This is a genomic window from Pseudoduganella sp. jia 9 (genome assembly GCF_055502615.1).
On record NZ_JBUPWE010000006.1, the window covers coordinates 317,841 to 339,611 of the forward strand.

Sequence of the window (21,771 nt, forward strand, 5' to 3'; positions counted from 1 at the left end):
TGCCAACGATCCACCGTTGTGCTAGCGTCGCGCGCCCGCGCGCGCTACGTTTTCCTGCGCCCGTGCCCGCTGCGTTTCCTGCGCCGTGCCCGCTGCGTTTCCTGCGCCCGTGCCCGCTGCGTTTCCTGCGCCCGTGCCCGCTGCGTTTCCTGCGCCGTGCGCGCTGCGTTTCCTGCGCCGTGCCCGCTGCGTTTCCTGCGCCCGCGCGCGCTTACCCGCGGCGCCGGCGCCCCATCCGGTAAGCGCAAGCCAGCAGCAGCACGCCTGTCGCCAGCATGCCGCCGCGCCCCGGTTCCGGCACCGGCGCCAGCGGCACGCCATCGAGCGTGATCGCGTCGAATGCCAGCCCGCTGTCGGCACTGCGATCGACCCAGTTGACCACGCCGAACTCCAGCGTGTACGCGCCCGCGGCCGCGATCGTGTAGGCGGCGCCGATCCAGCCGGTCTGTCCGCAAGGCTCCAGATAGCAGCTGCCCGAATCGGCTCCCAGCGGGCTCCACGTCGGGATAAGACCTTCGACATTGGAGAAGGGCGGATCCAGCGTGGCCGCGCCGGCCGGCATGCCGAAGCCGGGCACGGCGCCGCCGCCCGGCGAGGTGCGGGCCGTCGCCAGCAGCGCCGCCTGGCTGCCATCCGAATTCAGCAGGCGCACCCAGGCGTAATCGCTGAAGTCGCCGCCATCGGTCGTTACATAATTGAAGGCAAACCGCAGTGCGTCCCCGGCCTGCGCTGTGAACAAATGGGAGCGCAAGGCACTGCCGGCGAACGAATCGGCTGGCGCGCTGACGCCGGGCAGCAGCACGCCGGCCACGCCGCCATTGGTCGATACCCAGCCATACTGCGTGCCGCCGGCGGGCGCCAGGGTGATATTGCCGTCCTCCTGCGCGGTACCGCAATCGCCCGTGCATTGCCAATTCGCAGGAATGCCGCCATCGAACACCTGCGCGTGGCTGGTGCCGGTCGTGCCGAGACAGATCGCCGCTGCCGCGGCAAGGCAACGCATTGGAATTTTCATGACTGGTCTCCGTCGGTTTGAGATAGCTCAAACAACCAGCATTTCTCGTGCCTGCGCTAGCCGCAGGGCGAGACCGCCGGCAAATGCCCGGCGTGTGTAAAAGTTTTCGACATCCGTTGCCATCACAGCTCCAGGCTGCGCACCTGTGCGGCGCGGCGCCGCGACACCTCCACCTTCAGGCCATCGGGCAGCAGCAGGTCGAAGCCGCCCGCATCATTGGCCGTCACGCGCTCGACGAATGCCAGGTTGACGATATGGCGCCGGCTGGCCCGCAGGAAGCATTGCGGATCCAGGCGTTCTTCCAGCTGCGTGAGCGAGCGCAGCATCAGCGGTCGCGCATCGTCGAAATAGACGCGCGTGTAGTTGCCTTCGGATTCGAACAGGCGAATGCTGTCCAGTGCCACGAACCAGCACCGTTCGCCATCGCGAAGGAAGAGCTTGCGCGGGGCAACCGGCTTCCCCGGGGCCGGCACGCCGAGCCGCAGTGCGGCGCGTTCCAGGGCGCTTGCCAGCCGGTTGGCCTGGATCGGCTTTTGCAGGTAATCGAGCGCGTTGACTTCGAACGCTTGCAATGCATACTGGTCGAACGCGGTCGTGAAGATCACTTCCGGCGTGGCGTCGAGCGCCTGGAGCAGGTCGAAGCCGCTGGCGCCAGGCATCTGCACGTCGAGCAGAAGCAGGTCGGGTTGCAAGGCCGCCACCTGCGCCATCGCCTGCTCGGCATTGGCTGCTTCGCCGACGATCTCGACGCCGGGATGCGCGCCCAGCAGACGCCTCAGCTCGGCACGCGCAAGGCGCTCGTCATCGACGATCAGGACCCGCAACGATGTCCGCATTGCTGCTTCGCGCGGCGATTCCGGCCTCATGCCCGGCCTCATGCGGCAACCGGCAACTGCAGCGTGGCGCGCACCCACCCGTCGCGTTCCGCCAGGTCGAGGCGGGCACCCCCGCCCACCGCCAGTTCCAGCCGCTTGCGGGCATTGGCCAGCCCGACCTGCGTCGATTGGCCGGCGCGGCGGATCGCGCCGGCATTGGCGATCTCGATCAGCGTCACGCCTTCGCCGCGCCAGGCGCGGATGCGGATGTCGCTGCCGGTGACGCTCAGCTCCACGCCGTACTTGACGGCATTCTCGACCAGGGTCTGCAGCGACATCGGCGGAATCATCACCTGTTCGAGCCCCGCTTCGATGTCGACCTGCACGCGCAGCCGTTCTTCGAAGCGGATCTTCTCGATCGCCAGGTAGGCGCCCACGGCTTCCAGTTCGGCCGCCAGCGGTACCGTGTCGGCATGGCCCGATTGCAGCGCATAGCGCATCAGCCCGGCAAGCTGGTCGATCATTTGCGCCGCGCTGTCGCGATCCTCGTAGATCAGCGCGCGCACGCTGTTCAGGCTGTTGAAGAAGAAATGCGGGTTCACCTGCGCCTGCAGTGCGCGCAGTTCGATGTCCTTCGCGTGCAGTTCCAGCCGCAGTGTCTCGGCTTCGGCCCGGTGGGCCCGCCGCAGCGTTTGCGCCGCCGTATAAAAAATGGTCCAGGCGACGAAACAGCCAAGCCAGAACAGCAACGCACTGGGTAGCCAGGCAAAGCCGTGTGGTTTGCCGAACGGCTGCAGCACGGCAAAGCCGGCATACGCGATCGCGCATTGCAGCACCGTCAGCACGGCAACGCCGCCGGCCAGCAGCGGCAAGGATGTGGTGCCGGCACGCTTCAACAGATAACGGTGCCACAGTTCCGACAGCAGCAGCCCGCCGGCGGCACCCCAGAAGCACACGCCCGCCATGGCGGGTGTGACGACGATGCCGGCAGCCAGCGACAGATTGAACAATGCGACGCCGCCCCAGCCCAGCACCTGAAAAATCCAGTACCAGTTCAGGCGCGCGATCAGGGGGACTGGTGCGGTGACGTTGTTCACTTGCCGTTCACTTCAAGAATTGGTCGATGCGATCATACATCCAGGCCGGGTCGTCGTACATGATGAAGTGGCGCGCACTCTGTGCCATTTCCACGCGCACGCCGGGCAGCCTGGCGTACTGCGTCCTGTACACCTGCTCGATCGCTTCCCGCGGCGCGTAGTCCTTGTAGGCGACCCAGGTGCCCAGCACCAGGGTCGGCGCCTGGATGCGGGCCACATCGTCGCGCAGGTCGTTTGCCATCAAATCATGCATCGCACCGGCGACCACCTTGCGGTCGGAACGCTGGCCCCAGCCGGCGATGCGGTCGACGTCCTCGGGCTTGCTCACCATCGTCATCACGGTACGGCGTTGGCTGGCCGCGTAGTCCGTCTCGGCGCCGGCCAGCATGCGCTCGCGCATGGCGCCTGCCATCTGCTTCAGCTGGTCGGCCGTGATGTTCGGTACCTGGGTGGCACCCAGTGCGGGCAGCGAGTCCACGATGACGAGCTTGCCCACCATGTCCGGATGGCTGGCCGCGAACTTCATCGCCACGAAGCCGCCCAGGCTGTGGCCGATCAGTACCGGCTTGCCCAGCTTGTTGGTGGCAATGTACTCGGCCAGCTGGCTTTGCACCTGCGGCAACAGCTCGCCCTCGATGGCTGGCTGGCCGGCAAAGCCCGCCAGGGTCAGCACGTGGCACTGGCGCGGACCGCACAGGTGCTGCGCCGTGCCATGCCATACCTCGCCGGAAGAGGCGAGGCCGGGGATCAGGATCACGGCCGGACCGCTGCCGGTGACCTCGGCCTTGAAGGCGGAAGCCGCCTGAGCGGGAAGCGTGGCGAACAGGGCGGCTGCTGCTACGGCGAAGATCGGTTGATATCGTTTCATGGTGTTCCTCCTTGAAACGCATCCTCGCACCCGTGGCCCGACCCGGCACAGGCTGCGGGACGAACGGCACAAAACAAGGATGAACGGCGTGGGATGAATGGTGAGATGAGTGGCGAGATGAATCGCGAAATCAGCGGCGAAATCAGCGGCAGCTCAGCCGCCCGCTTCCTCGCGCAGCCGGCGCCACAGCGTGGTGCGGCTGATGCCGAGGTAGGCCGCGGCCGCGTCGCGCCGGCCGTCGAAACGGCGCAGCACATCGGTCACGCGCTCCGCGGCCGGCGGTACCGCGCCGGCGGCACCAGCAGCCAGCTCGGGCCCCACGGCAAGCACGAATGCGGGCGTGAGTGCCTGCAGCGGCTCGGCGGCCAGGAACAGCGCCAGCCGTTCGCACAGGTTGCGCAACTCGCGCACGTTGCCGGGCCATGCGTACCCGGTCAGCAGCGGCGCGCATGCCTGCAGCTCGGCTTGCAGGTTGCGCTGGGCGCGCGCCCCCAGCGCGGCGAGCGCATTGCGCAGCAGCCACTCCGCCAGCGGCACGATGTCGGCGGTGCGTTCGCGCAGCGGCGGCAGCGCCAGGCGCAGGACCGCCAGCCGGTAGAACAGGTCGGCGCGAAAGCGCCCGTCGCGCACCCGCTGCGCCAAGTCGCAATGGGTGGCGCTGACGATCCGCACGTCCACCGGTACCGGCCGCGTGCCACCCACGCGCACCACTTCGCGCTCTTCGAGCACGCGCAGCAGCCGGGTTTGCAGCGCCAGCGGCATTTCGCCGATCTCGTCGAGGAACAGCGTGCCGCCATTGGCCGCTTCGAACAGTCCGGCACGGCCGCCGCGCCGCGCGCCGGTAAACGCGCCTTCCTCATGGCCGAACAGTTCCGCCTCCAGCAGCGATTCGGCGATTGCGCCGCAATTGACTGCCAGGAACGGCCGGCGTTCGTCCACCCGGCCGTGCGGCGCGGCGCGGTGGATCGCCTGCGCGGCCAGTTCCTTGCCGGTGCCGGTCTCGCCCTGGATCAGCACCGTGGCGTTCGATCGCCCGTACAGCACCACCATCTGCCGCACCTGTTCCATCGCAGGGGATTCGCCGCGCAGGTCCGCCAGGCCGTGGCGGGCCCGCGGCGTGTCCTGCACGGCGCCGCCGCGGCCACGGCGCCGGCCCGCCCAGCCGGTTTCCAGTTGCGCCAGCCGGGCGATTTCCAGTGCATCGTCGAATGCCTGCCGGATCGAAGCCGACGAGTAGACGAACACGCCGGTCAGCCCGGCATCCTCGGCCAGGTCCGTGATCAGGCCGGCGCCGACGATGGCGCGGATGCCGGCCGCCTTCAGTTCATGCACCTGGGCCAGCGCATCCTCCCGCGTTACATAGGTGCGCTGCGCCACGTCGAAGCCGAACGTGGCCGCGAACTCGGCCAGTTCCGGCATTGGCTGCTGGTAAGTGACGACGGCGATCTTCTCCGAGACACGGCGGGCCCGCGCCAGCGCACGCATCATGTCCGTGCCGCTGGCCTTGGCCACCACCAGCGGAACCGGCAGGCGGCCTTTCAGGTAGGCGGCATTCGAACCGGCCGAGATGACGGCGTCGCAGCGCTCCGTGGCAAGCCGCTCGCGGATATGGCGCACCGCTTCGTCGAAGCCGAGGTGAATCGGTTCGATCGTCGCCAGCGCGTCGTATTCCGGCGTGATGTCGCGGAACAGGTCGGACAGGCGCGACATCGAAACCGTCCAGATGACGGGCTTGTCCGGATCGCCGTGGGTCAGGTAGCTCATGTTTCAATTATAGTTCAGCGGCGTTTCAGGTGTTGCAAATGGAACGTTGCATGGACCGTGCGATTTGTTGCAAGCCATTGATTTGGCGCGCTTTGCAATGCTCCACCTGGGCTGGCACGCTCCTTGCGCGGTATATGTCATCCATCTCATCCATGTCATCCATGCCATCAACTGTGCTAACTCGAAAGGTCATCATGAGTATTCCATCCGCCGGAGCCGCGTTCCGCCAGGCCGTCCGCGAAGAATCGCCCTTGCAGGTTGTGGGCGCGATCAATGCCAACCACGCGCTGCTGGCCAAGCGTGCCGGCTTCCGCGCCATCTACCTGTCCGGCGGCGGTGTCGCCGCCGGTTCGCTGGGCCTGCCCGACCTCGGCATTTCGAACCTCGACGACGTGCTCACCGATGTGCGCCGCATTACCGACGTCTGCGACCTGCCGCTGCTGGTCGACGTCGACACGGGCTTCGGCGCGTCGGCCTTCAACGTGGCGCGCACCGTCAAGTCGATGATCAAGGCCGGCGCTGCCGCGCTGCATATCGAAGACCAGGTAGGCGCCAAGCGCTGTGGCCACCGGCCAGGCAAGGAAATCGTCAGCAAGGGGGAGATGGTGGACCGCATCAAGGCGGCCGTCGATGCGCGCACCGACGAGAACTTCGTCATCATGGCGCGCACCGATGCGCTGGCTGTCGAAGGCCTGGAGGCCGCCATCGACCGGGCCATCGCCTGCGTGGAAGCGGGGGCCGACATGATCTTCCCCGAGGCGATGACGGAACTGGCGATGTACCGGCAGTTTGCCGGCGCGGTAAAGGTGCCGGTCCTCGCCAACATCACGGAATTCGGTTCCACGCCGCTATTTACGGTGGATGAGTTGCGCACGGCGGACGTGGGCCTGGTGCTGTACCCGCTGTCGGCCTTCCGTGCGATGAACAAGGCGGCGGAGAATGTCTATGGCGCCATCCGCCGCGACGGCACGCAGCAGAACGTGCTGGACTCGATGCAGACCCGCGCGGAACTGTATGAGCGCATCAACTATCATGACTTCGAACAAAAGCTCGATGCATTGTTCGCGGCACAGAAAAAATAAGGAGACAGGCATGACCGAGACCACTTTCAAGCCCAAAAAATCCGTCGCGCTGTCCGGCGTCACCGCCGGCAATACGGCACTGTGCTCCGTCGGCAAGACGGGTAACGACCTGCACTACCGCGGCTACGACATCCTGGACGTTGCCGATTCGTGCGAGTTCGAGGAAATCGCCTATCTGCTGGTGCACGGCAAGCTGCCGACCGCGGGTGAACTGAAGGGCTACAAGGCCAAGCTGAAGTCGCTGCGCGGCCTGCCGCAGGCGGTGAAGCTGGCGCTCGAGGCGCTGCCGGCCGGCGCGCACCCGATGGACGTGATGCGCACCGGCGCTTCCGTGCTGGGCTGCGTGCTGCCGGAAAAGGAAGACCACAACCTGGCCGGCGCGCGCGACATCGCCGATCGCCTGATGGCGTCGTTCGGTTCGATCCTGCTGTACTGGTATCACTACAGCCACGCCGGCCGCCGCATCGAGGTGGAAACGGACGACGATTCGATCGGCGGCCACTTCCTGCACCTGCTGCACGGCGCGCCGCCGTCCGAATCGTGGGTGAAGGCGATGCACACCTCGCTGATCCTGTACGCGGAGCACGAATTCAACGCTTCCACGTTCACGTCGCGCGTGATCGCCGGCACCGAGTCGGATATCTACTCGGCCATCACCGGCGCGATCGGCGCGCTACGCGGCCCGAAGCACGGCGGCGCCAACGAAGTGGCGCTGGATATCCAGAAGCGCTACGAGAATGCCGATGAGGCCGAAAGCGACATCCGCGCCCGCGTGGCCGGCAAGGAAGTGGTGATCGGCTTCGGCCATCCGGTCTACACGGTATCCGACCCGCGCAACAAGGTCATCAAGGAAGTGGCGCGCCAGCTGTCCCAGGAAGCGGGCTCGATGAAGATGTTCGACATCGCCGAACGCCTCGAATCGGTGATGTGGGAAGTGAAGAACATGTTCCCGAACCTTGACTGGTTCTCCGCCGTGTCGTACCACATGATGGGCGTGCCGACCGCGATGTTTACGCCGTTGTTCGTCATTTCCCGCACGTCGGGCTGGGCCGCGCACATCATCGAGCAGCGCATCGACAACAAGATCATCCGCCCGAGCGCCAACTACGTGGGCCCGGAAGACCTGCGGTTCGTGCCCATCGCCGAGCGCCGGTAGAGAAACAACGTGAAGGAAGCAAATTGAACACGCCCATGAACACCGCGTACCGGAAGAACCTGCCCGGTACCACGCTCGACTACTTCGATGCACGCGCCGCGGTCGACGCGATCGAAGCGGGCGCCTATGACAGGCTGCCGTATACCTCCCGCGTGCTGGCGGAAAACCTGTGCCGCCGCTGCGATGCCACCCAGCTCACGGCATCGCTGCAGCAACTGGTCTACCGCAGCCGCGACCTGGACTTTCCGTGGTTCCCGGCCCGCGTGGTGTGCCACGACATCCTCGGCCAGACCGCGCTGGTCGACCTGGCCGGCCTGCGCGATGCGATCGCCGGGCAGGGCGGCGACCCTGCGCTCGTCAATCCCGTGGTGCCCACGCAGCTGGTGGTCGACCACTCGCTGGCCGTCGAATGCGGCGGCTTCGATCCCGATGCGTTCGCGAAGAACCGCGCCATCGAGGATCGCCGCAACGAAGACCGCTTTCATTTCATCGAATGGACCAAGCGGGCGTTCCACAACGTCGACGTGATTCCGCCGGGGAACGGCATCCTGCACCAGATCAACCTGGAGCGCATGTCGCCGGTGGTGCAGGTGAGCGGCGGCGTCGCCTATCCGGATACGCTGGTGGGGACCGATTCGCACACGCCGATGGTCGATGCGCTGGGCGTCATCGCCATCGGCGTCGGCGGGCTGGAAGCGGAGACCGTGATGCTGGGCCGCGCCTCGTGGATGCGGCTGCCGGACATCGTCGGCGTCGAGCTGGCGGGGCGGCCGCAACCGGGCATCACGGCCACCGACATCGTGCTGGCGCTGACCGAATTCCTGCGCAAGGAAAAGGTGGTATCGGCCTACCTCGAGTTCCACGGCACAGGGGCAGCCGCGCTGACGCTGGGCGACCGCGCGACGATCTCGAACATGGCGCCCGAATTCGGCGCCACCGCCGCCATGTTCGCCATCGACGAGCAGACCATCCAGTACCTGCGCCTCACCGGCCGCGAAGACGAGCAGGTGGCCCTGGTCGAGCTGTATGCGAAACAGGCCGGCCTGTGGGCCGACAGCCTGGCCAGCGCCGAATACGAGCGCGTGCTGCGTTTCGACCTGTCCACCGTGGTGCGCAATATCGCCGGGCCGTCGAACCCGCACAAGCGCGTGCCGACCTCCGAGCTGGCCGCGCGCGGCATCGCCGGCGTGGTCGAGAACGAGCCGGGCCGCATGCCGGACGGCGCCGTCATCATCGCCGCCATCACCAGCTGCACCAACACGAATAACCCGCGCAACATGATCGCCGCCGGCCTGCTGGCACGCAACGCCAACCGGTTCGGCCTGCTGCGCAAGCCTTGGGTGAAGAGCTCGCTGGCACCCGGGTCGAAGGCTGTCACGCTGTACCTGGAGGAGGCCGGGCTGCTGCCCGAGCTGGAAAAGCTGGGCTTCGGTGTCGTCGCCTATGCCTGTACCTCGTGCAATGGCATGTCCGGCGCGCTCGATCCGGCGATCCAGCAGGAGATCGTCGAACGCGACCTGTACGCCACGGCGGTCCTGTCCGGCAACCGCAATTTCGACGGGCGCATCCACCCATATGCGCAGCAGGCCTTCCTGGCCTCGCCGCCGCTGGTAGTGGCATATGCGATCGCCGGCACGATCCGCTTCGACATCGAGAAGGATGTGCTCGGTCATGACGCGCAGGGCAACGCCATCCGGCTGCAGGACCTGTGGCCGAGCGATGACGAGATCGACGCCATGGTGGCGGCCAGCGTGAAGCCCGAGCAGTTCCGCAAGGTGTACATCCCGATGTTCGCCCGGCAGGAGGAGGCGGGCGGCAGCGTCAGCCCGCTGTACGACTGGCGGCCGCAAAGTACCTATATCCGCCGCCCGCCGTACTGGGAAGGCGCGCTGGCCGGCGAACGCACGCTCACCGGCATGCGCCCGCTGGCCGTCCTGGGCGACAACATCACCACCGATCACCTGTCGCCGTCCAACGCCATTCTTCTCGACAGCGCTGCCGGCGAGTACCTGGCGAAGATGGGCTTGCCGGAAGAAGACTTCAATTCCTACGCCACGCACCGCGGCGACCATCTGACCGCGCAGCGCGCCACATTCGCCAACCCGACCTTGAAGAACGAGATGGTCGTGGTCGATGGCCAGGTCAGGGCCGGCTCGCTGGCGCGGGTCGAGCCGGAAGGCATCGTCACGCGCATGTGGGAAGCGATCGAAACCTACATGGAGCGCCGGCAGCCGCTGATCGTGATCGCCGGGGCCGATTACGGCCAGGGATCGTCGCGCGACTGGGCAGCGAAAGGCGTGCGGCTGGCGGGCGTGGAAGCGATCGTCGCCGAAGGCTTCGAGCGCATCCATCGCACCAACCTGGTCGGCATGGGCGTGCTGCCGCTGGAGTTCACCGGCGGCATGAACCGGCTCACGCTGGGTATCGACGGCACCGAAACCTTCGACGTGGTGGGCGAGCGCAAGCCGCGCGCCGCGCTGACCCTGGTGATCCACCGGAACAACGGCGAAAACCTTACGGTGCCGGTACTGTGCCGGCTCGACACGGCCGAGGAAGTGGCGATCTACGAGGCGGGCGGCGTGCTGCAGCGCTTTGCGCAGGATTTCCTTGCCTCCAGGGCCCAAACTGCCAGCGAGGCCGCATGATGGCCCCTCCGCAAATCAGGATTCCCGCCACCTACATGCGCGGCGGCACCAGCAAGGGCGTGTTCTTCCGGCTGGAAGACCTGCCCGAGGCAGCCCGCGTGCCGGGGCCGGCGCGCGATGCGCTGCTGCTGCGCGTGATCGGCAGTCCCGACCCGTACGGCAAGCAGATCGACGGCATGGGCGGCGCCACGTCGAGCACCAGCAAGGCGGTGATCCTGTCGAGGAGCACGCGGCCCGGCCACGATGTCGATTACCTGTTCGGGCAGGTGTCGATCGACAGGCCGTTCGTTGACTGGAGCGGCAATTGCGGCAACCTGTCGGCCGCCGTCGGGCCGTTCGCGCTTGCCAACGGCATGGTCGAGCCAGGCCGGGTGCCGCGCAACGGCCTGGCCGTGGTGCGCATCTGGCAGGCCAATATCGGCAAGACGATCATCGCCCACGTGCCGGTGGCGGACGGGGCGGTACAGGAGACCGGCGATTTCGAGCTCGACGGCGTAACGTTCCCGGCAGCCGAGGTGCAGCTTGAGTTCATGGACCCGGCGGCGGACGAGGAGGGCGCCGGCGGTGCGATGTTCCCGACCGGCCGCGTGGTCGACGAGCTCGACGTGCCTGGCGTGGGTACGCTGCGCGCAACCATGATCAATGCCGGCATCCCGACCATCTTCGTCGAGGCCGCCGGCATCGGCTACACGGGCAGCGAACTGCAGGATGCCATCAATGGCGACGGCAAGGCACTGGCGATGTTCGAGGCGATCCGCGCCCACGGCGCCGTGCGCATGGGCCTGATCGCGCATATCGACGAGGCTGCACGCCGCCAGCACACGCCGAAGGTGGCGTTCGTGGCGCCGCCCGCTGCCTATACCGCTTCGTCCGGCAAAACCGTGCAGGCCGGAGAGATCGACCTGCTGGTGCGCGCGCTGTCGATGGGCAAGCTGCACCATGCGATGATGGGGACTGCCGCCGTGGCGATCGGCACGGCCGCGGCGATCCCCGGTACGCTGGTCAACCTGGCGGCCGGTGGCGGCGTGCGCACCGCTGTGCGGTTCGGCCACCCGTCCGGCACGCTGCGCGTCGGCGCCGAAGCGCTCGAGGTCGAAGGGCAGTGGCGCGTGACGAAGGCCGTCATGAGCCGCAGCGCCCGCGTGCTGATGGAAGGCTGCGTGCGCGTCCCGTTCCAGCAATAGCCGTTACCGCGGGATGGGGAGCGGCCGGGCCGCCTGTTTCAGGCGGATTTGTAACCATCTGTTGTATCGAAGCCCGGCACCGCCGGGCTTCTTGCATTGTGCATGGCTATTGCAGGGCGGCCGGGTTATGATTTGCCGTTGAGTTGCCTGAATGCAGCTTTTCTTGCGCGCGATAATTCCATGAACGATTCCCCCGCTATTGCCGACCCGTTTGCCAACCCGATTGCCGACGCCATTGCCGACGCACTGCAGCTGATCGGCATGCCTGCCTGCGCCTGCGACGGCAGCGGCAGCGTGGTGGCATCGAATGCGGAACTCGATGCGCTGCTGGCGCGCGATCCGCGCGGGATGGCAATGGCTGAACTGTTCGCCCGGCATGTGCGCGGCGACAGCGGCGCGGCGCTGGCGGCCGCGCTGCACGGCAGCGACACCGCTTCGTGGGACAGTTGCCTGTCCGCCGCGGCCGGCCGTTACGTGGCCGTGCAGGTCACCGTCAAGCCTTTCCCTGCCACGTCGGCGCTGCGCGGCGGCACCGTCCTGTTCCACGATATCGGCTCCGTCCAGCGCGACCAGCGCGCGCTGCGCAAGGCACTGCTGGAACAGCGCGCGATCCTGGAAAACGCCGCGGTCGGCATCATCTTCAGCAAGCACGATCACGTCCACGAATGCAATATGCGCGCGGCGGAGATGTTCGGCTATGCCCGCCAGGAGCTGGAAGGCAAGCCTACCCGCATCCTGTACCCCGACATGGAGCACTTCGACAGCTTGCGCAAGCAATGGATGCCGGTGCTCGGCCAGGGACGCTCGGTCACGCTGGAAACGCCGATGCGGCGGGGCGACGGCGCTCTGTTCTGGTGCCGCGCGCATGGCCGCGCCGTCGATCCGTCCGACGAGCAGGCCGGCATGGTCTGGATCGTCGAGGACATCAGCGAGCAGCGTGCCGCCAGCGAGGGCACCCGCAAGATCCTGCTGGAACAGCAGGCGATCCTCGACAACGCATCGGTCGGCATCCTGTTCACGAAGAACCAGCGCATGTTGAGCTGCAATCCGCGCATTGCCGCGATGTTCGGCTACGCGCCGGACGAGATGGTCGGCATGCATGCGGGGGCCGTGTTCCCGTCCGAGGCAGTCTACCGCGAGTTCGGCGGCGAGGCGGGGCCGATGCTGGCCAGCGGCCGGCCGTTCGAGAAGAAGGAGTTCCAGTTCCAGCGCAAGGATGGCGCGCTGTTCTGGTGCCGCGTGCGCGCCAAGGCCGTGGACCAGAAAGACAACGATGGCGGCACGATCTGGATCCTGGAAGACGTGACGCAGTCGCGGCAGAACCAGATGGAAACCGAGGCGCTGATGAACAATGCCTCGATCAGCATCCTGTTCACGCGCCAGCGCACGATCACCCGCCACAACCGCGGTTTTGCCGAGATGTTCCGCTATGACGGCGACGAGGCGATCGGCATGGCCTGCGAGGCGCTGTATCCGTCGCTGGCCGCCTACGAGGCGCTCAGCGCGCAGGCCGGCCCGCTGCTGGCGGCTGCCCGGCCGTTCCAGACCGAGATCGAATTGCGGCGCAAGGACGGCAGCACGTTCTGGGCGCAGCTGATCGCCTATGTGGTCAATCCCGAAGCGCCGGCCCAGGGTACCATCTGGATCGCCGAAGACCGCACCGAGCACAAGGCCGCCGAGGAATCGCTGCGCCAGGCGGCGGATTCGGTGCGCCGCGCGCGCGACGAGCTGGAAGTACGGGTGCTGGAGCGCACCGCCGAGCTGGCGGGCGCGAATGCCATGCTGCAGGGGGAGATCGTCGAGCGCCGGCATGCCGAAGCCCGGGTGCACCATATGGCGTACCACGACAGCCTGACCGGCTTGCCGAACCGGGCATTGCTGACCGACCGGATCGAGCGGGCCGTGCTCAATGCGCAGCGCACCGAACGGTTGCTGGCGGTGATGTTCCTCGACCTGGACCGCTTCAAGACCATCAACGACTCGCTGGGCCACGTGACCGGCGACGCGCTGCTGAAGGAAGTGGCCGGCCGTTTGTGCCGGGCAGTGCGGGCCAGCGACACCGTGGCGCGGCTGGGCGGCGACGAATTCGTGGTGCTGGCGCCGCATATCCGCGACAGCGACGAGGCGGCCCATGTGGCCGAAAAGATCATCGAGGCGCTGGCGCAGCCGTTCCCGCTGGACGGGCACACGCTCCACATCACGCCGTCGATCGGCATCTGCGTTTGCCCGGACGACGGGCAGGACGTGGAAACGCTGATGCGCCATGCCGACGCGGCCATGTACCATGCCAAGGCGGCCGGCCGCAACACGTACCAGTTCTTCACGCAGAAGATGAATTCCGCCGCCTCGCATTTCGAGCTGGAAAGCAGCCTGCGCAGCGCGCTGGCGCAGAGCCAGTTCGAACTGCACTTCCAGCCGATCATCGACATCGGCACGCGGCGGCTGCATTCTCTCGAGGTACTGTTGCGCTGGCGCCGGCCGGGCAGCGGCCTGGTGGGGCCGGACAAGTTCATCCCGATCCTCGAGGAAAACGGACTGATCGTACCTGTCGGCGAATGGGTGATCCGCCGCGCATGCGAGCAGATCATGGAGTGGAAGCGGCAGGGCCTGCGGCCGGTGCCGCTGGCGGTGAACCTGTCGCCGCGCCAGTTCATGCACAGGGGCCTGGTGCCGGCGATCCGGCGCATTCTCGATGACACGGGCATCGATCCGGCATTGCTGGAATTCGAGATCACGGAAACCGCGCTGATGCAGCACGGCGAGCAGACGCTGGACATTCTCGGCCAGATCAATGCGATGGGTATCCGCCTGTCGATCGACGACTTCGGCACCGGCTATTCGAGCCTGGCCTACCTGAAGCGCTTCCCCGTCAAGAAGATCAAGATCGACCGCGCCTTCATCAAGGACCTGGAAAAGAGTGCCGAGGATCGGGCGATCGTGGCGGCGATCGTCGCGCTGTCCGACAGCCTGCAGCTGTCGGTGGTGGCCGAAGGCGTCGAGACGGAAGGCCATTACGCGCTGCTGCAGGCGCAGGGCTGCCAGTTTGCCCAGGGCTACCTGTTCTCGCCGCCGGTGCCGCGGGTCAACGCCGCGAACATGCTGGAACGCCTGGGCTGAAGCCCGGCAGGCTGCTACCCCAGCGTTGCGATCACCGGCGTGTGGTCGGATGGCTGCTTCCATTTGCGCGGCGTGCGATCGATCGTGCAGCCGGTGCAACGCGCCGCAAGCGGCGAGGACAGCAGGATGTGGTCGATCCGCAAGCCCTGGTTCTTCTGGAAGCGCAGCATCCGGTAATCCCACCAGCTGTACGTTTTCTCCGGCTGGGCGAACAGGCGATAGGCGTCGGTCAGGCCGACGTCGAGCAGGGCCTGGAATGCCGCGCGTTCCCGTGGCGAGACGTGCACTTCGCCTTCCCAGGCCGCGGGATCATGCACGTCGCGGTCTTCCGGCGCCACGTTGTAGTCGCCCAGCACGGCAAGGTTCGGGTGGCGCGCCAATTCATCGGCCAGCCAGTCACGGAAGGCCGCCATCCAGCCCAGCTTGTATGCGTACTTGTCGGAGTCGATAGCCTGGCCGTTCGGCACATAAGCGCAAACGACGCGCACGCCATCGATCGTCGCGGCGAGGATACGCTGCTGTTCGTCCGGATGCAGCGGATTATTGCGGACGATATCGGTCATTGGCAGGCGCGACAGGATCGCCACGCCGTTATAGGTTTTTTGCCCGGAAAATTGCACCTGATAGCCTGCCGCTTCGATAGCGGCGGCAGGGAATTTGTCGTCGGTAAGTTTTGTTTCCTGAATGCAGATTATGTCGACCGGGTTCGTTTCCAGCCACTGCAGCAGGTGCGGCAGGCGGACATTCAGGGAATTGACGTTCCACGTGGCGAGTTGCATAGTATTCCTTGTGAGCGTTTCATTTCGGGCCGCATATTACCGCAATGAGTACTCCACAAGTTGCAAAAACCTAATACAATGTACGGAAGTTCAATTGCGCTGCGTCAGCAATTGGAAATAATAAGACTACTCTCAGACGCAACTTCGTTGCAAAATGCGACCACTTTGAAAAATTATTGCCGTTTTTGCCTCTCAGTTATCAAAATAGTATTAAAATTCGATTAGCGGTGCCTTGAAAGGGCAATATACTGAGCTTGTTCATCATGAGCAGCTTGCGCCCCTTGGCCCGCTGAAAGCATCTTCAGCGCGCAACACACAAAATTGCTTCATCTCTAGTGTTGTCGTGCGTCAATAGATGGTACTATTGAGAAATATTGGTTTAAACGTGCAAAGCATTTGTAAAGGAAGAAAATGCGATCTGCATTCGAAGCATGGGCTCAGAAGGACGGGCATATCGTCCGCCGCCGCGAGGACAAGCCAGAAGAATATCTGGTGTATGAAACGCAGCGCCGCTGGCTGATCTGGCAGGCGGCGCTGGAACACGGCAAGACTCCGGGTGGCCGCAAGGCCGCGAAGGAAGCCGTGGACAAGGTCAGTACCCGTACCGCAACCGCGACCGCAACACGTCCGCAAGTGATTGCATCGGACGAGGCCGCTGTGCGCACCCAGGTGCTGAACGAAGTGCTGGATGCTTTTTCGGCACTGAAAAGCAGGGACAACACGGCAATGGACGACATCATGCATGTCATCCAGGGCTTGAAGCAGAAGCAGCAGGCCGCCAAGAACGGCGACTGACGGCTCGATGCCAGACCGGCAGAAGACAATGGCCGGCATGGTGCATGTGCACCATGCCGGTTCGGTCGCATGCCGGATCCTGCCGGGTGCCACGCTGGCATTGCTGCTTGCGGGCTGCGCAACGCTGACCGAATCGACCGAACAGTACGTGATGGTACAAACCGTGCTCGACCACCAGCAGGTGGCCGGTATCGGCTGCGTCCTGTCCAACGATGCCGGCCGCTGGTTCGTCACGTCTCCCGGCCGTGTCCGCATCCGGAAGAGCACGCAGCCTTTGACCGTCGACTGCCGTCTCAACGACGTCTATGCATACGACCAGATCGGTCCCAGGCAGAACAGTTCCCGCTGGGGCAACATCCTGCTCACCGCGGGCACTGGCCAGTTCGTCGATCGCCAGACCGGTGCCGGGTTCGATTATCCCGGCACGCTCACCGTATTGCTGAAGCGGGTCGCGCCGGCAAAGCCGCCGGTTGCACCGGCTCCAGTTGCAGTTCCAGTTCCTTCACCGCCTCCCGCGGCACCACAGCCGCCGGGTGGATCCGCCATTTATTGAAGCCTTCTTCCACGCCACGTCTGCGCCAGCTCACGATGCCGTGGCACCCGATGCCTAACATGTCCGTTTCTTTGAAGAATCGGAAATGGAGGCACGATGGAATTTTTGGTGATCGTCGCGGCGGGAATTGTCATCCTGCCCGTCATCCTGTTGTTCTCGGTGTTCGGCGCCTATGCCAGGATCCGGGACCTGGAAGACATGGCGGCGCAGATGCGCCAGACTATCGACACGCTGGTACACCAGCAGTGGAACCGGAGCGGCGGCGTACCTGCCGAGCCCCAGCAGGAGCAGCCCCGGCGTGATCGACCTGCCGGTGGCAAGATGCCATCGAGCCAGAATGAGGGCGCCATCCCGGTATCCCCCGAGTCCATGCCTGCAGGCGCGGGCACTGCGGCACCAGTGGTTTCCCCAGTCAATCCGCCTGTAACCAGTCCGCCGGCAACCACGCCACAGGTAGCCACGCCACAGGTAGCCACGCCACAGGTAACCACGTCACCATTAACCGCTTCACCAGTAACGGCTTCGCCGGTAACCAGCCCGCCTGCCGTCAGTCCTCAACCTGCAAGCCCCGCACCGCATGCCCCGCCATCCGCGCTGGCTGCGTCCGCGGTGACGTCCCCCGCGCCCGTCGAGCTTCCGGACGCATGGCGCGACCGTATGCAGGCGGCGGATTCGAACCCCATCCAGCGCGCGCTCGCCGCGGCGCTGCGCTGGCTCCTTACCGGCAACCTGGTTGCCAAGGTTGGATTGATCATCCTGTTCATCGGCATCAGCTTCCTGCTGAAGTACGTCGCCGTGCAAATCGTCATCCCGATCGAGTTGCGCATTGCCGCGATCGCGGCCGCAGATATCGCACTGCTGGCCTGGGGCTGGCGCATCAGGACCAGTCGCCGCAATATCGGCTTGCCGGTGCAGGGTGCCGCGATCGCCATATTGATGCTGCTGACATTTGCTTCCTTCCGCATGTATGCATTGATCCCGGGCGGCGCGGCATTCGCGGTGCTGTTCCTGCTAACGGTGTTCACCTGCCTGCTGGCTGTGCTCCAGAATGCTGTCTGGCTGGCGCTGTTCGGCATTACCGGCGGGTTCCTTGCGCCGATCTTCACATCGTCCGGCACCGGTAGCCACATCGCGCTGTTCTCTTACTATGCAGTGCTCGACATGGGCATCCTGGCAATCGCGCTGAAGCGTTCGTGGCGTGCGCTGAACGTGGTGGGACTGACGTTCACCTCGCTGATCGGCATTGCCTGGGCCGTGCAACGCTACACGCCCGACGACTACCTGTCGGCGCAGCTGTTCCTGCTGTTGTTTTTCCTGTTCTTCACAGCCATTTCGCTGGTCTATGCGTTCCGGCAATCCGCGACCATGAAAAACCCGGTCGACAGCACGCTGGTGTTCGGCACGCCGCTGCTCGGCGCTGCATTGCAATGGGCACTGGTGCGCGACATGGAGTTCGCTGTCGCGTTTTCGGCCTTGGGCGGTGGCGTGTTCTACACGGGACTGGCGCTGGCGCTATGGCGTCGAAGCGGCGACAACCTGCGCCTGCTGGTCGAGTGGTTCCTGGCCCTGGGCGTGGCACTGGGCACACTCGTCATACCGCTTGCGCTGGATGCGCGCTGGACATCTGCCGCGTGGGCCGTGGAAGGCGCGGCACTGGCATGGCTGGGCTTGCGGCATGGCCGCGCCCGGACCTGGGGTTTCGGCCTGCTGGTGCAACTGGGCGCCTGGTTCGCGTTCCTGTTCTCGGCCGGCAACCTGACGCCGGGCACGGCGGCCGAGGCACACCTGTGGCTCGGCTTCCTGATCGTCGCGGCCAGCAGCGGCCTCATGTCCCGGCTGTTCGGCCGCCGCGCCGCGGAGCCGGGCACGACATTCGATACGCTCGGCGTCATGCTGCTGTGCGTTGCCACGGCCTGGCTGCTGGCCGGCACCTGGACCGAAATCGTGTTGCGGACGGAAGGCGCGACACGTAGCAATCTGCTGGCCGTCACGGCACTGATGCTGAGTGCCGGGCTGACATTCGCGGCAGTGCGCGCCGGCTGGCGCGGCGCGCGTGGCATGGGGCTGATGGTGCAGTTGCTCGCGGGCGTGACACTGCTCGTGCAGATCGGTGAAGCGTGGCACTGGTCGTGGCAGGCGGCGCACGACGGGCGTCCCGTGACCGGCGTCGTGCTGGTGACGGCTGCCGCCTTCCTGACCGCCTGGCGGATGACACGCGCGAAGGAAATCATGGCGCGGCGAAGCGCGCCTGGCATGCTCGCATGGGGAGCGCTATGGTGGTTTGGTCCATTGCTGGATACCTGTGCCGGTTACGTTGCCGGCTGGACCGGCATCGAGCCGGCGCCGCGCTTCCTGCCATTCCTCGACCTGTGGCCCGCCTATGCGCTCTGCCTCGCCGCATCGTCCGTGCTGCTGGCGTGGCTTGGCCCGCGCCTGCGTTGGCGCTCGCTGCGCTGGTTGACGGCTGCCTGCTGGGCCGGACTGGCGGTGGCGATGATCGAATTGCTGATCGGGCTGCATGCCGGCCACCTGCCGCTGCTGGAGGACTGGATCGCGCTGGCCGTGCTGCTGGCAGCTGGCGAATACCTGCTGCACCGCTGGCCGGGCAATGGCTGGCGGATCGGGCGGGAGGCCCTGCTGGTACTGCACACCGTCCGCAGCGTGGGGCCATGGCTGATGATCTGGCCGCTGGGGTTCCTGCTGATCGGCGACTGGCTGGCGGGTCAGCATGTTCTGCTGGCCCGGGCGGGTTGGGAAACCGCCGGTTCCTGGGCACGCTTCGTACCGCTGTGGGGGCAGATGCTGGTTGCCGGCTGGCTGCTGCACCGCACGCGCATTGGCGGCTGGCCGGTCCAGCCGGTACCGGAATGGTACGGCAAGGTACTGCTGCCGCTGGCGACGGCGTGGACCGTGTTCCATGTGCTGGCGTGGAACCTGACGCAGGGTGGTGCGATGGCGCCGCTGCCCTACCTGCCGCTGGCCAATCCGCTCGATCTCACCACCGGGTTCGCGACCGTGCTGGTGTTGATGCTGTGCCGCGGCGAACCGGGCATCACGCTGCCGCGCGCGTGGCAGCACAGGCTGCCGTGGCTCGGCATGGCGGCGGCATTCGCCTGGTTCAACCTGATCCTGTTGCGCAGCGCAGCCCACTGACTGGACCTCCCTTACCGGGCCGATGCGCTGTTTGCGTCGCGCACGGTACAGGCGGCGCTGTCGCTGGTCTGGACCGTGGCGGCCCTGGTACTGATGCGCCGCGCGTTCGGCCGGGTGCAACGCCGGCCATGGCTGGCCGGCGCAGCGATGCTGGGGCTCGTGGTTGCCAAGCTGTTCCTTGTCGACCTGGCCGGCAGCGGCAGCATCGCGCGCATCGTCTCCTTCGTGGGCGTCGGCCTGCTGATGCTGGCGATCGGCTACCTGGCGCCATACCCGGCGTCACCGCCGCAAGATGCGCAGGCGCGCAAGGGAGGCTCGGCATGAGGCAGCCATTTGCTCGCATGGCCGCCACGGCGGCACTGGCGCTGGCAGGTTTGCCCGCCGGCGCGGCAGATACCCCGGCGCATTATGCATATCAGCAGGAACTGGCGGTCAGCGGCCGGGAGGCAGTCGTACAGTACAGGCTGCCCCGCAACGTCTACCTGCACGCACTATCGGCCGAGCTGCACGACGTGCGCGTGTTCGATGCAAGCGGTACGCCGCTGCCGTTCGCCTTGCGCGCGCCGGTCGATGTGGCGCAGGCCAGCCGGCAAGCCATATCGGTACGCATGTTCCCCGTGTTCAGCCAGCCGGATGAGGAAGGCATCGATGCCGGTGTCGAGATCCGCCGGAGCCGGGACGGCACCGTGATTTCCGTGGAAGCACGCGCCGCCGGCGCGCAGGCGGCTGTGCCGGTGTTGTCGGCGCTGGTCCTCGACATGGGAGCGGGCCGAACCTTCGATGCGCTCCAGTTTTCCCTGCCATCGGGCAGCGGGCGGTATCAGGCCCGGCTGCGTATCGAAACCAGCGATGACCTGCAGCAATGGCACGGCATTGCCGAAAGCCAGGTCAGCTGGATGGTAAGCGGCGACGGCCAGGCGCTGGCCAGCGATCGCATCGCCTTCGAGCCGCGGCAGTTCCGTTATGCGCGCATTCGCTGGCTGTCCGGCAAGCCCATGCAATTTGCCGGCATTCGCGGGGAAGCCGTGCGCTTCGACGAAATGCCGGCCCCGCTCGAGACCATGCTGGTGCAACCGGTGCCAGGCAAGGCCGCTACCGACCTGATGTATCCGTCGGCCATCGCGATTCCCGTTCAACGGATCGGCCTGCAGTTCGCCGAGCGCAGCATCAGCCTTCCGGCCGAGCTGGGCAGCTACCGTGAACTGCCCGCGCTTCGCGGCTCCCGGCGGACGACCTGGCAGTTCGAGCCTGTGGTGAGCGCCACGTTCTACCGGTTCGGGCAGGGTGGCCGCGAGCGTGTATCCGGCGATGTGCCGATCCCGCCTCGGCACAGTGCGCACTGGGTGCTCCGGCCACTGGCGGCCAGCGGCAGCCAGCCGGCATTGCGGCTGGGCTGGTCGCCGGCGACGCTGGTGTTCCTGGCCAATGGCCGTGCGCCGTACAGGCTGGCTTATGGCCGCCGCGACGCACGGCCGGGGGCATGGAGCATCGAACAGGTGGCGCCGGGCCTGACCCAGGCGGAACTGGGCAACCTGGAACGCGCTACCGGCTCGGCCGAGCGGATCGTGGCGAAGCCGGCGGCACCGGCTCCCGGCGCCGCCGTGCAGGCAGCGGAGTCCGCGGCCACCCGCAAGGGTATCCTTTGGGGCACGCTGGCACTGGGCTTGTGCGTGCTGGCGGCGATGGCCTGGCAACTGGTTCGCCAGCTGAAATGAAAACGCCGCCCGGCGCGAGCCGGGCGGCGTTCA

Annotated in this window: 16 protein-coding genes; 10 read left to right on the top strand and 6 right to left on the bottom strand. The window is 66.3% G+C overall.

Annotated features, from left to right (window positions below):
* Window positions 1-211 precede the first annotated feature (211 nt).
* From ACY34H_RS09520 to prpR, 5 genes are all read right to left on the bottom strand, one after another.
* Window positions 212-1,015 (bottom strand): NF038132 family protein, encoded by an 804-nt coding sequence (locus tag ACY34H_RS09520; RefSeq protein WP_464977247.1) that lies wholly within the window; start codon window positions 1,013-1,015, stop codon window positions 212-214.
* Window positions 1,016-1,137: 122 nt separating this feature from the next.
* Entirely contained in the window at window positions 1,138-1,881 is a 744-nt protein-coding gene (locus ACY34H_RS09525) for a LytR/AlgR family response regulator transcription factor (protein WP_464977248.1), read from the bottom strand.
* Between the two features lie 8 nt (window positions 1,882-1,889).
* A complete protein-coding gene (locus ACY34H_RS09530; RefSeq protein ID WP_464977249.1) occupies window positions 1,890-2,927 on the bottom strand; it encodes a sensor histidine kinase in 1,038 nt (345 codons plus the stop codon).
* 7 nt (window positions 2,928-2,934) lie between these two features.
* Entirely contained in the window at window positions 2,935-3,795 is an 861-nt protein-coding gene (locus ACY34H_RS09535) for an alpha/beta fold hydrolase (protein ID WP_464977250.1), read from the bottom strand.
* A 153-nt stretch (window positions 3,796-3,948) separates the two neighbouring features.
* Complete coding sequence (gene prpR / locus ACY34H_RS09540) at window positions 3,949-5,559, bottom strand: propionate catabolism operon regulatory protein PrpR (RefSeq protein ID WP_464977251.1); 1,611 nt, start codon at window positions 5,557-5,559, stop codon at window positions 3,949-3,951.
* 194 nt (window positions 5,560-5,753) lie between these two features.
* Here prpR and prpB point away from each other — a divergent pair, with 194 nt between their 5' ends.
* The 5 genes from prpB (at window position 5,754) to ACY34H_RS09565 (ending at window position 14,743) form a co-directional block, all read left to right on the top strand.
* Window positions 5,754-6,641 (top strand): methylisocitrate lyase, encoded by an 888-nt coding sequence (prpB, locus tag ACY34H_RS09545; protein ID WP_464977252.1) that lies wholly within the window; start codon window positions 5,754-5,756, stop codon window positions 6,639-6,641.
* A 10-nt stretch (window positions 6,642-6,651) separates the two neighbouring features.
* Window positions 6,652-7,797: a bifunctional 2-methylcitrate synthase/citrate synthase gene (prpC, locus tag ACY34H_RS09550; RefSeq protein WP_464977253.1), complete on the top strand. Its 1,146-nt coding sequence runs from the start codon at window positions 6,652-6,654 to the stop codon at window positions 7,795-7,797.
* Between the two features lie 35 nt (window positions 7,798-7,832).
* On the top strand, window positions 7,833-10,442 hold the full coding sequence (acnD, locus tag ACY34H_RS09555; protein WP_464977288.1) for a Fe/S-dependent 2-methylisocitrate dehydratase AcnD: 2,610 nt from the start codon (window positions 7,833-7,835) through the stop codon (window positions 10,440-10,442).
* Window positions 10,439-11,626, top strand: a complete 1,188-nt coding sequence (gene prpF / locus ACY34H_RS09560) for a 2-methylaconitate cis-trans isomerase PrpF (RefSeq protein WP_464977254.1) — start codon at window positions 10,439-10,441, stop codon at window positions 11,624-11,626. The genes acnD and prpF overlap by 4 nt, the downstream gene beginning before the upstream one ends.
* A gap of 180 nt (window positions 11,627-11,806) precedes the next feature.
* Window positions 11,807-14,743 carry a sensor domain-containing protein gene (locus ACY34H_RS09565; RefSeq protein WP_464977255.1) on the top strand — a complete coding sequence of 979 codons (2,937 nt, stop codon included), beginning with the start codon at window positions 11,807-11,809 and terminating at the stop codon, window positions 14,741-14,743.
* A 14-nt stretch (window positions 14,744-14,757) separates the two neighbouring features.
* Here ACY34H_RS09565 and ACY34H_RS09570 read toward each other — a convergent pair whose 3' ends face one another.
* The gene (locus tag ACY34H_RS09570) at window positions 14,758-15,522 is read right to left on the bottom strand and encodes an exodeoxyribonuclease III (protein WP_464977256.1); all 765 of its coding nucleotides are present in this window, start codon (window positions 15,520-15,522) and stop codon (window positions 14,758-14,760) included.
* Window positions 15,523-15,933: 411 nt separating this feature from the next.
* Here ACY34H_RS09570 and ACY34H_RS09575 point away from each other — a divergent pair, with 411 nt between their 5' ends.
* From ACY34H_RS09575 to ACY34H_RS09595, 5 genes are all read left to right on the top strand, one after another.
* Window positions 15,934-16,317: a hypothetical protein gene (locus ACY34H_RS09575; protein WP_464977257.1), complete on the top strand. Its 384-nt coding sequence runs from the start codon at window positions 15,934-15,936 to the stop codon at window positions 16,315-16,317.
* Window positions 16,318-16,345: 28 nt separating this feature from the next.
* Window positions 16,346-16,870, top strand: a complete 525-nt coding sequence (locus ACY34H_RS09580; protein WP_464977258.1) for a hypothetical protein — start codon at window positions 16,346-16,348, stop codon at window positions 16,868-16,870.
* 96 nt (window positions 16,871-16,966) lie between these two features.
* Window positions 16,967-20,023, top strand: coding sequence for a DUF2339 domain-containing protein (locus ACY34H_RS09585; RefSeq protein WP_464977259.1), 3,057 nt, complete (start codon window positions 16,967-16,969; stop codon window positions 20,021-20,023).
* Window positions 20,024-20,347, top strand: coding sequence for a DUF2339 domain-containing protein (locus ACY34H_RS09590; protein ID WP_464977289.1), 324 nt, complete (start codon window positions 20,024-20,026; stop codon window positions 20,345-20,347).
* Window positions 20,344-21,738, top strand: coding sequence for a DUF3999 family protein (locus tag ACY34H_RS09595; RefSeq protein ID WP_464977260.1), 1,395 nt, complete (start codon window positions 20,344-20,346; stop codon window positions 21,736-21,738). Before ACY34H_RS09590 ends, ACY34H_RS09595 begins: the two co-directional genes overlap by 4 nt.
* The last annotated feature ends 33 nt before the right edge of the window (window positions 21,739-21,771 follow it).

Excerpts from the sequence above, each read along its gene's own strand:
- ACY34H_RS09520 (WP_464977247.1), bottom strand. The coding sequence starts at position 1,015 with ATGAAAATTCCAATGCGTTGCCTTGCCGCGGCAGCGGCGATCTGTCTC.
- ACY34H_RS09525 (WP_464977248.1), bottom strand. The coding sequence starts at position 1,881 with ATGAGGCCGGAATCGCCGCGCGAAGCAGCAATGCGGACATCGTTGCGG.
- ACY34H_RS09535 (WP_464977250.1), bottom strand. The coding sequence starts at position 3,795 with ATGAAACGATATCAACCGATCTTCGCCGTAGCAGCAGCCGCCCTGTTC.
- prpR (WP_464977251.1), bottom strand. The coding sequence starts at position 5,559 with ATGAGCTACCTGACCCACGGCGATCCGGACAAGCCCGTCATCTGGACG.
- prpB (WP_464977252.1), top strand. The coding sequence starts at position 5,754 with ATGAGTATTCCATCCGCCGGAGCCGCGTTCCGCCAGGCCGTCCGCGAA.
- prpC (WP_464977253.1), top strand. The coding sequence starts at position 6,652 with ATGACCGAGACCACTTTCAAGCCCAAAAAATCCGTCGCGCTGTCCGGC.
- acnD (WP_464977288.1), top strand. The coding sequence starts at position 7,833 with ATGAACACCGCGTACCGGAAGAACCTGCCCGGTACCACGCTCGACTAC.
- prpF (WP_464977254.1), top strand. The coding sequence starts at position 10,439 with ATGATGGCCCCTCCGCAAATCAGGATTCCCGCCACCTACATGCGCGGC.
- ACY34H_RS09565 (WP_464977255.1), top strand. The coding sequence starts at position 11,807 with ATGAACGATTCCCCCGCTATTGCCGACCCGTTTGCCAACCCGATTGCC.
- ACY34H_RS09570 (WP_464977256.1), bottom strand. The coding sequence starts at position 15,522 with ATGCAACTCGCCACGTGGAACGTCAATTCCCTGAATGTCCGCCTGCCG.
- ACY34H_RS09575 (WP_464977257.1), top strand. The coding sequence starts at position 15,934 with ATGCGATCTGCATTCGAAGCATGGGCTCAGAAGGACGGGCATATCGTC.
- ACY34H_RS09580 (WP_464977258.1), top strand. The coding sequence starts at position 16,346 with ATGGCCGGCATGGTGCATGTGCACCATGCCGGTTCGGTCGCATGCCGG.
- ACY34H_RS09585 (WP_464977259.1), top strand. The coding sequence starts at position 16,967 with ATGGAATTTTTGGTGATCGTCGCGGCGGGAATTGTCATCCTGCCCGTC.
- ACY34H_RS09595 (WP_464977260.1), top strand. The coding sequence starts at position 20,344 with ATGAGGCAGCCATTTGCTCGCATGGCCGCCACGGCGGCACTGGCGCTG.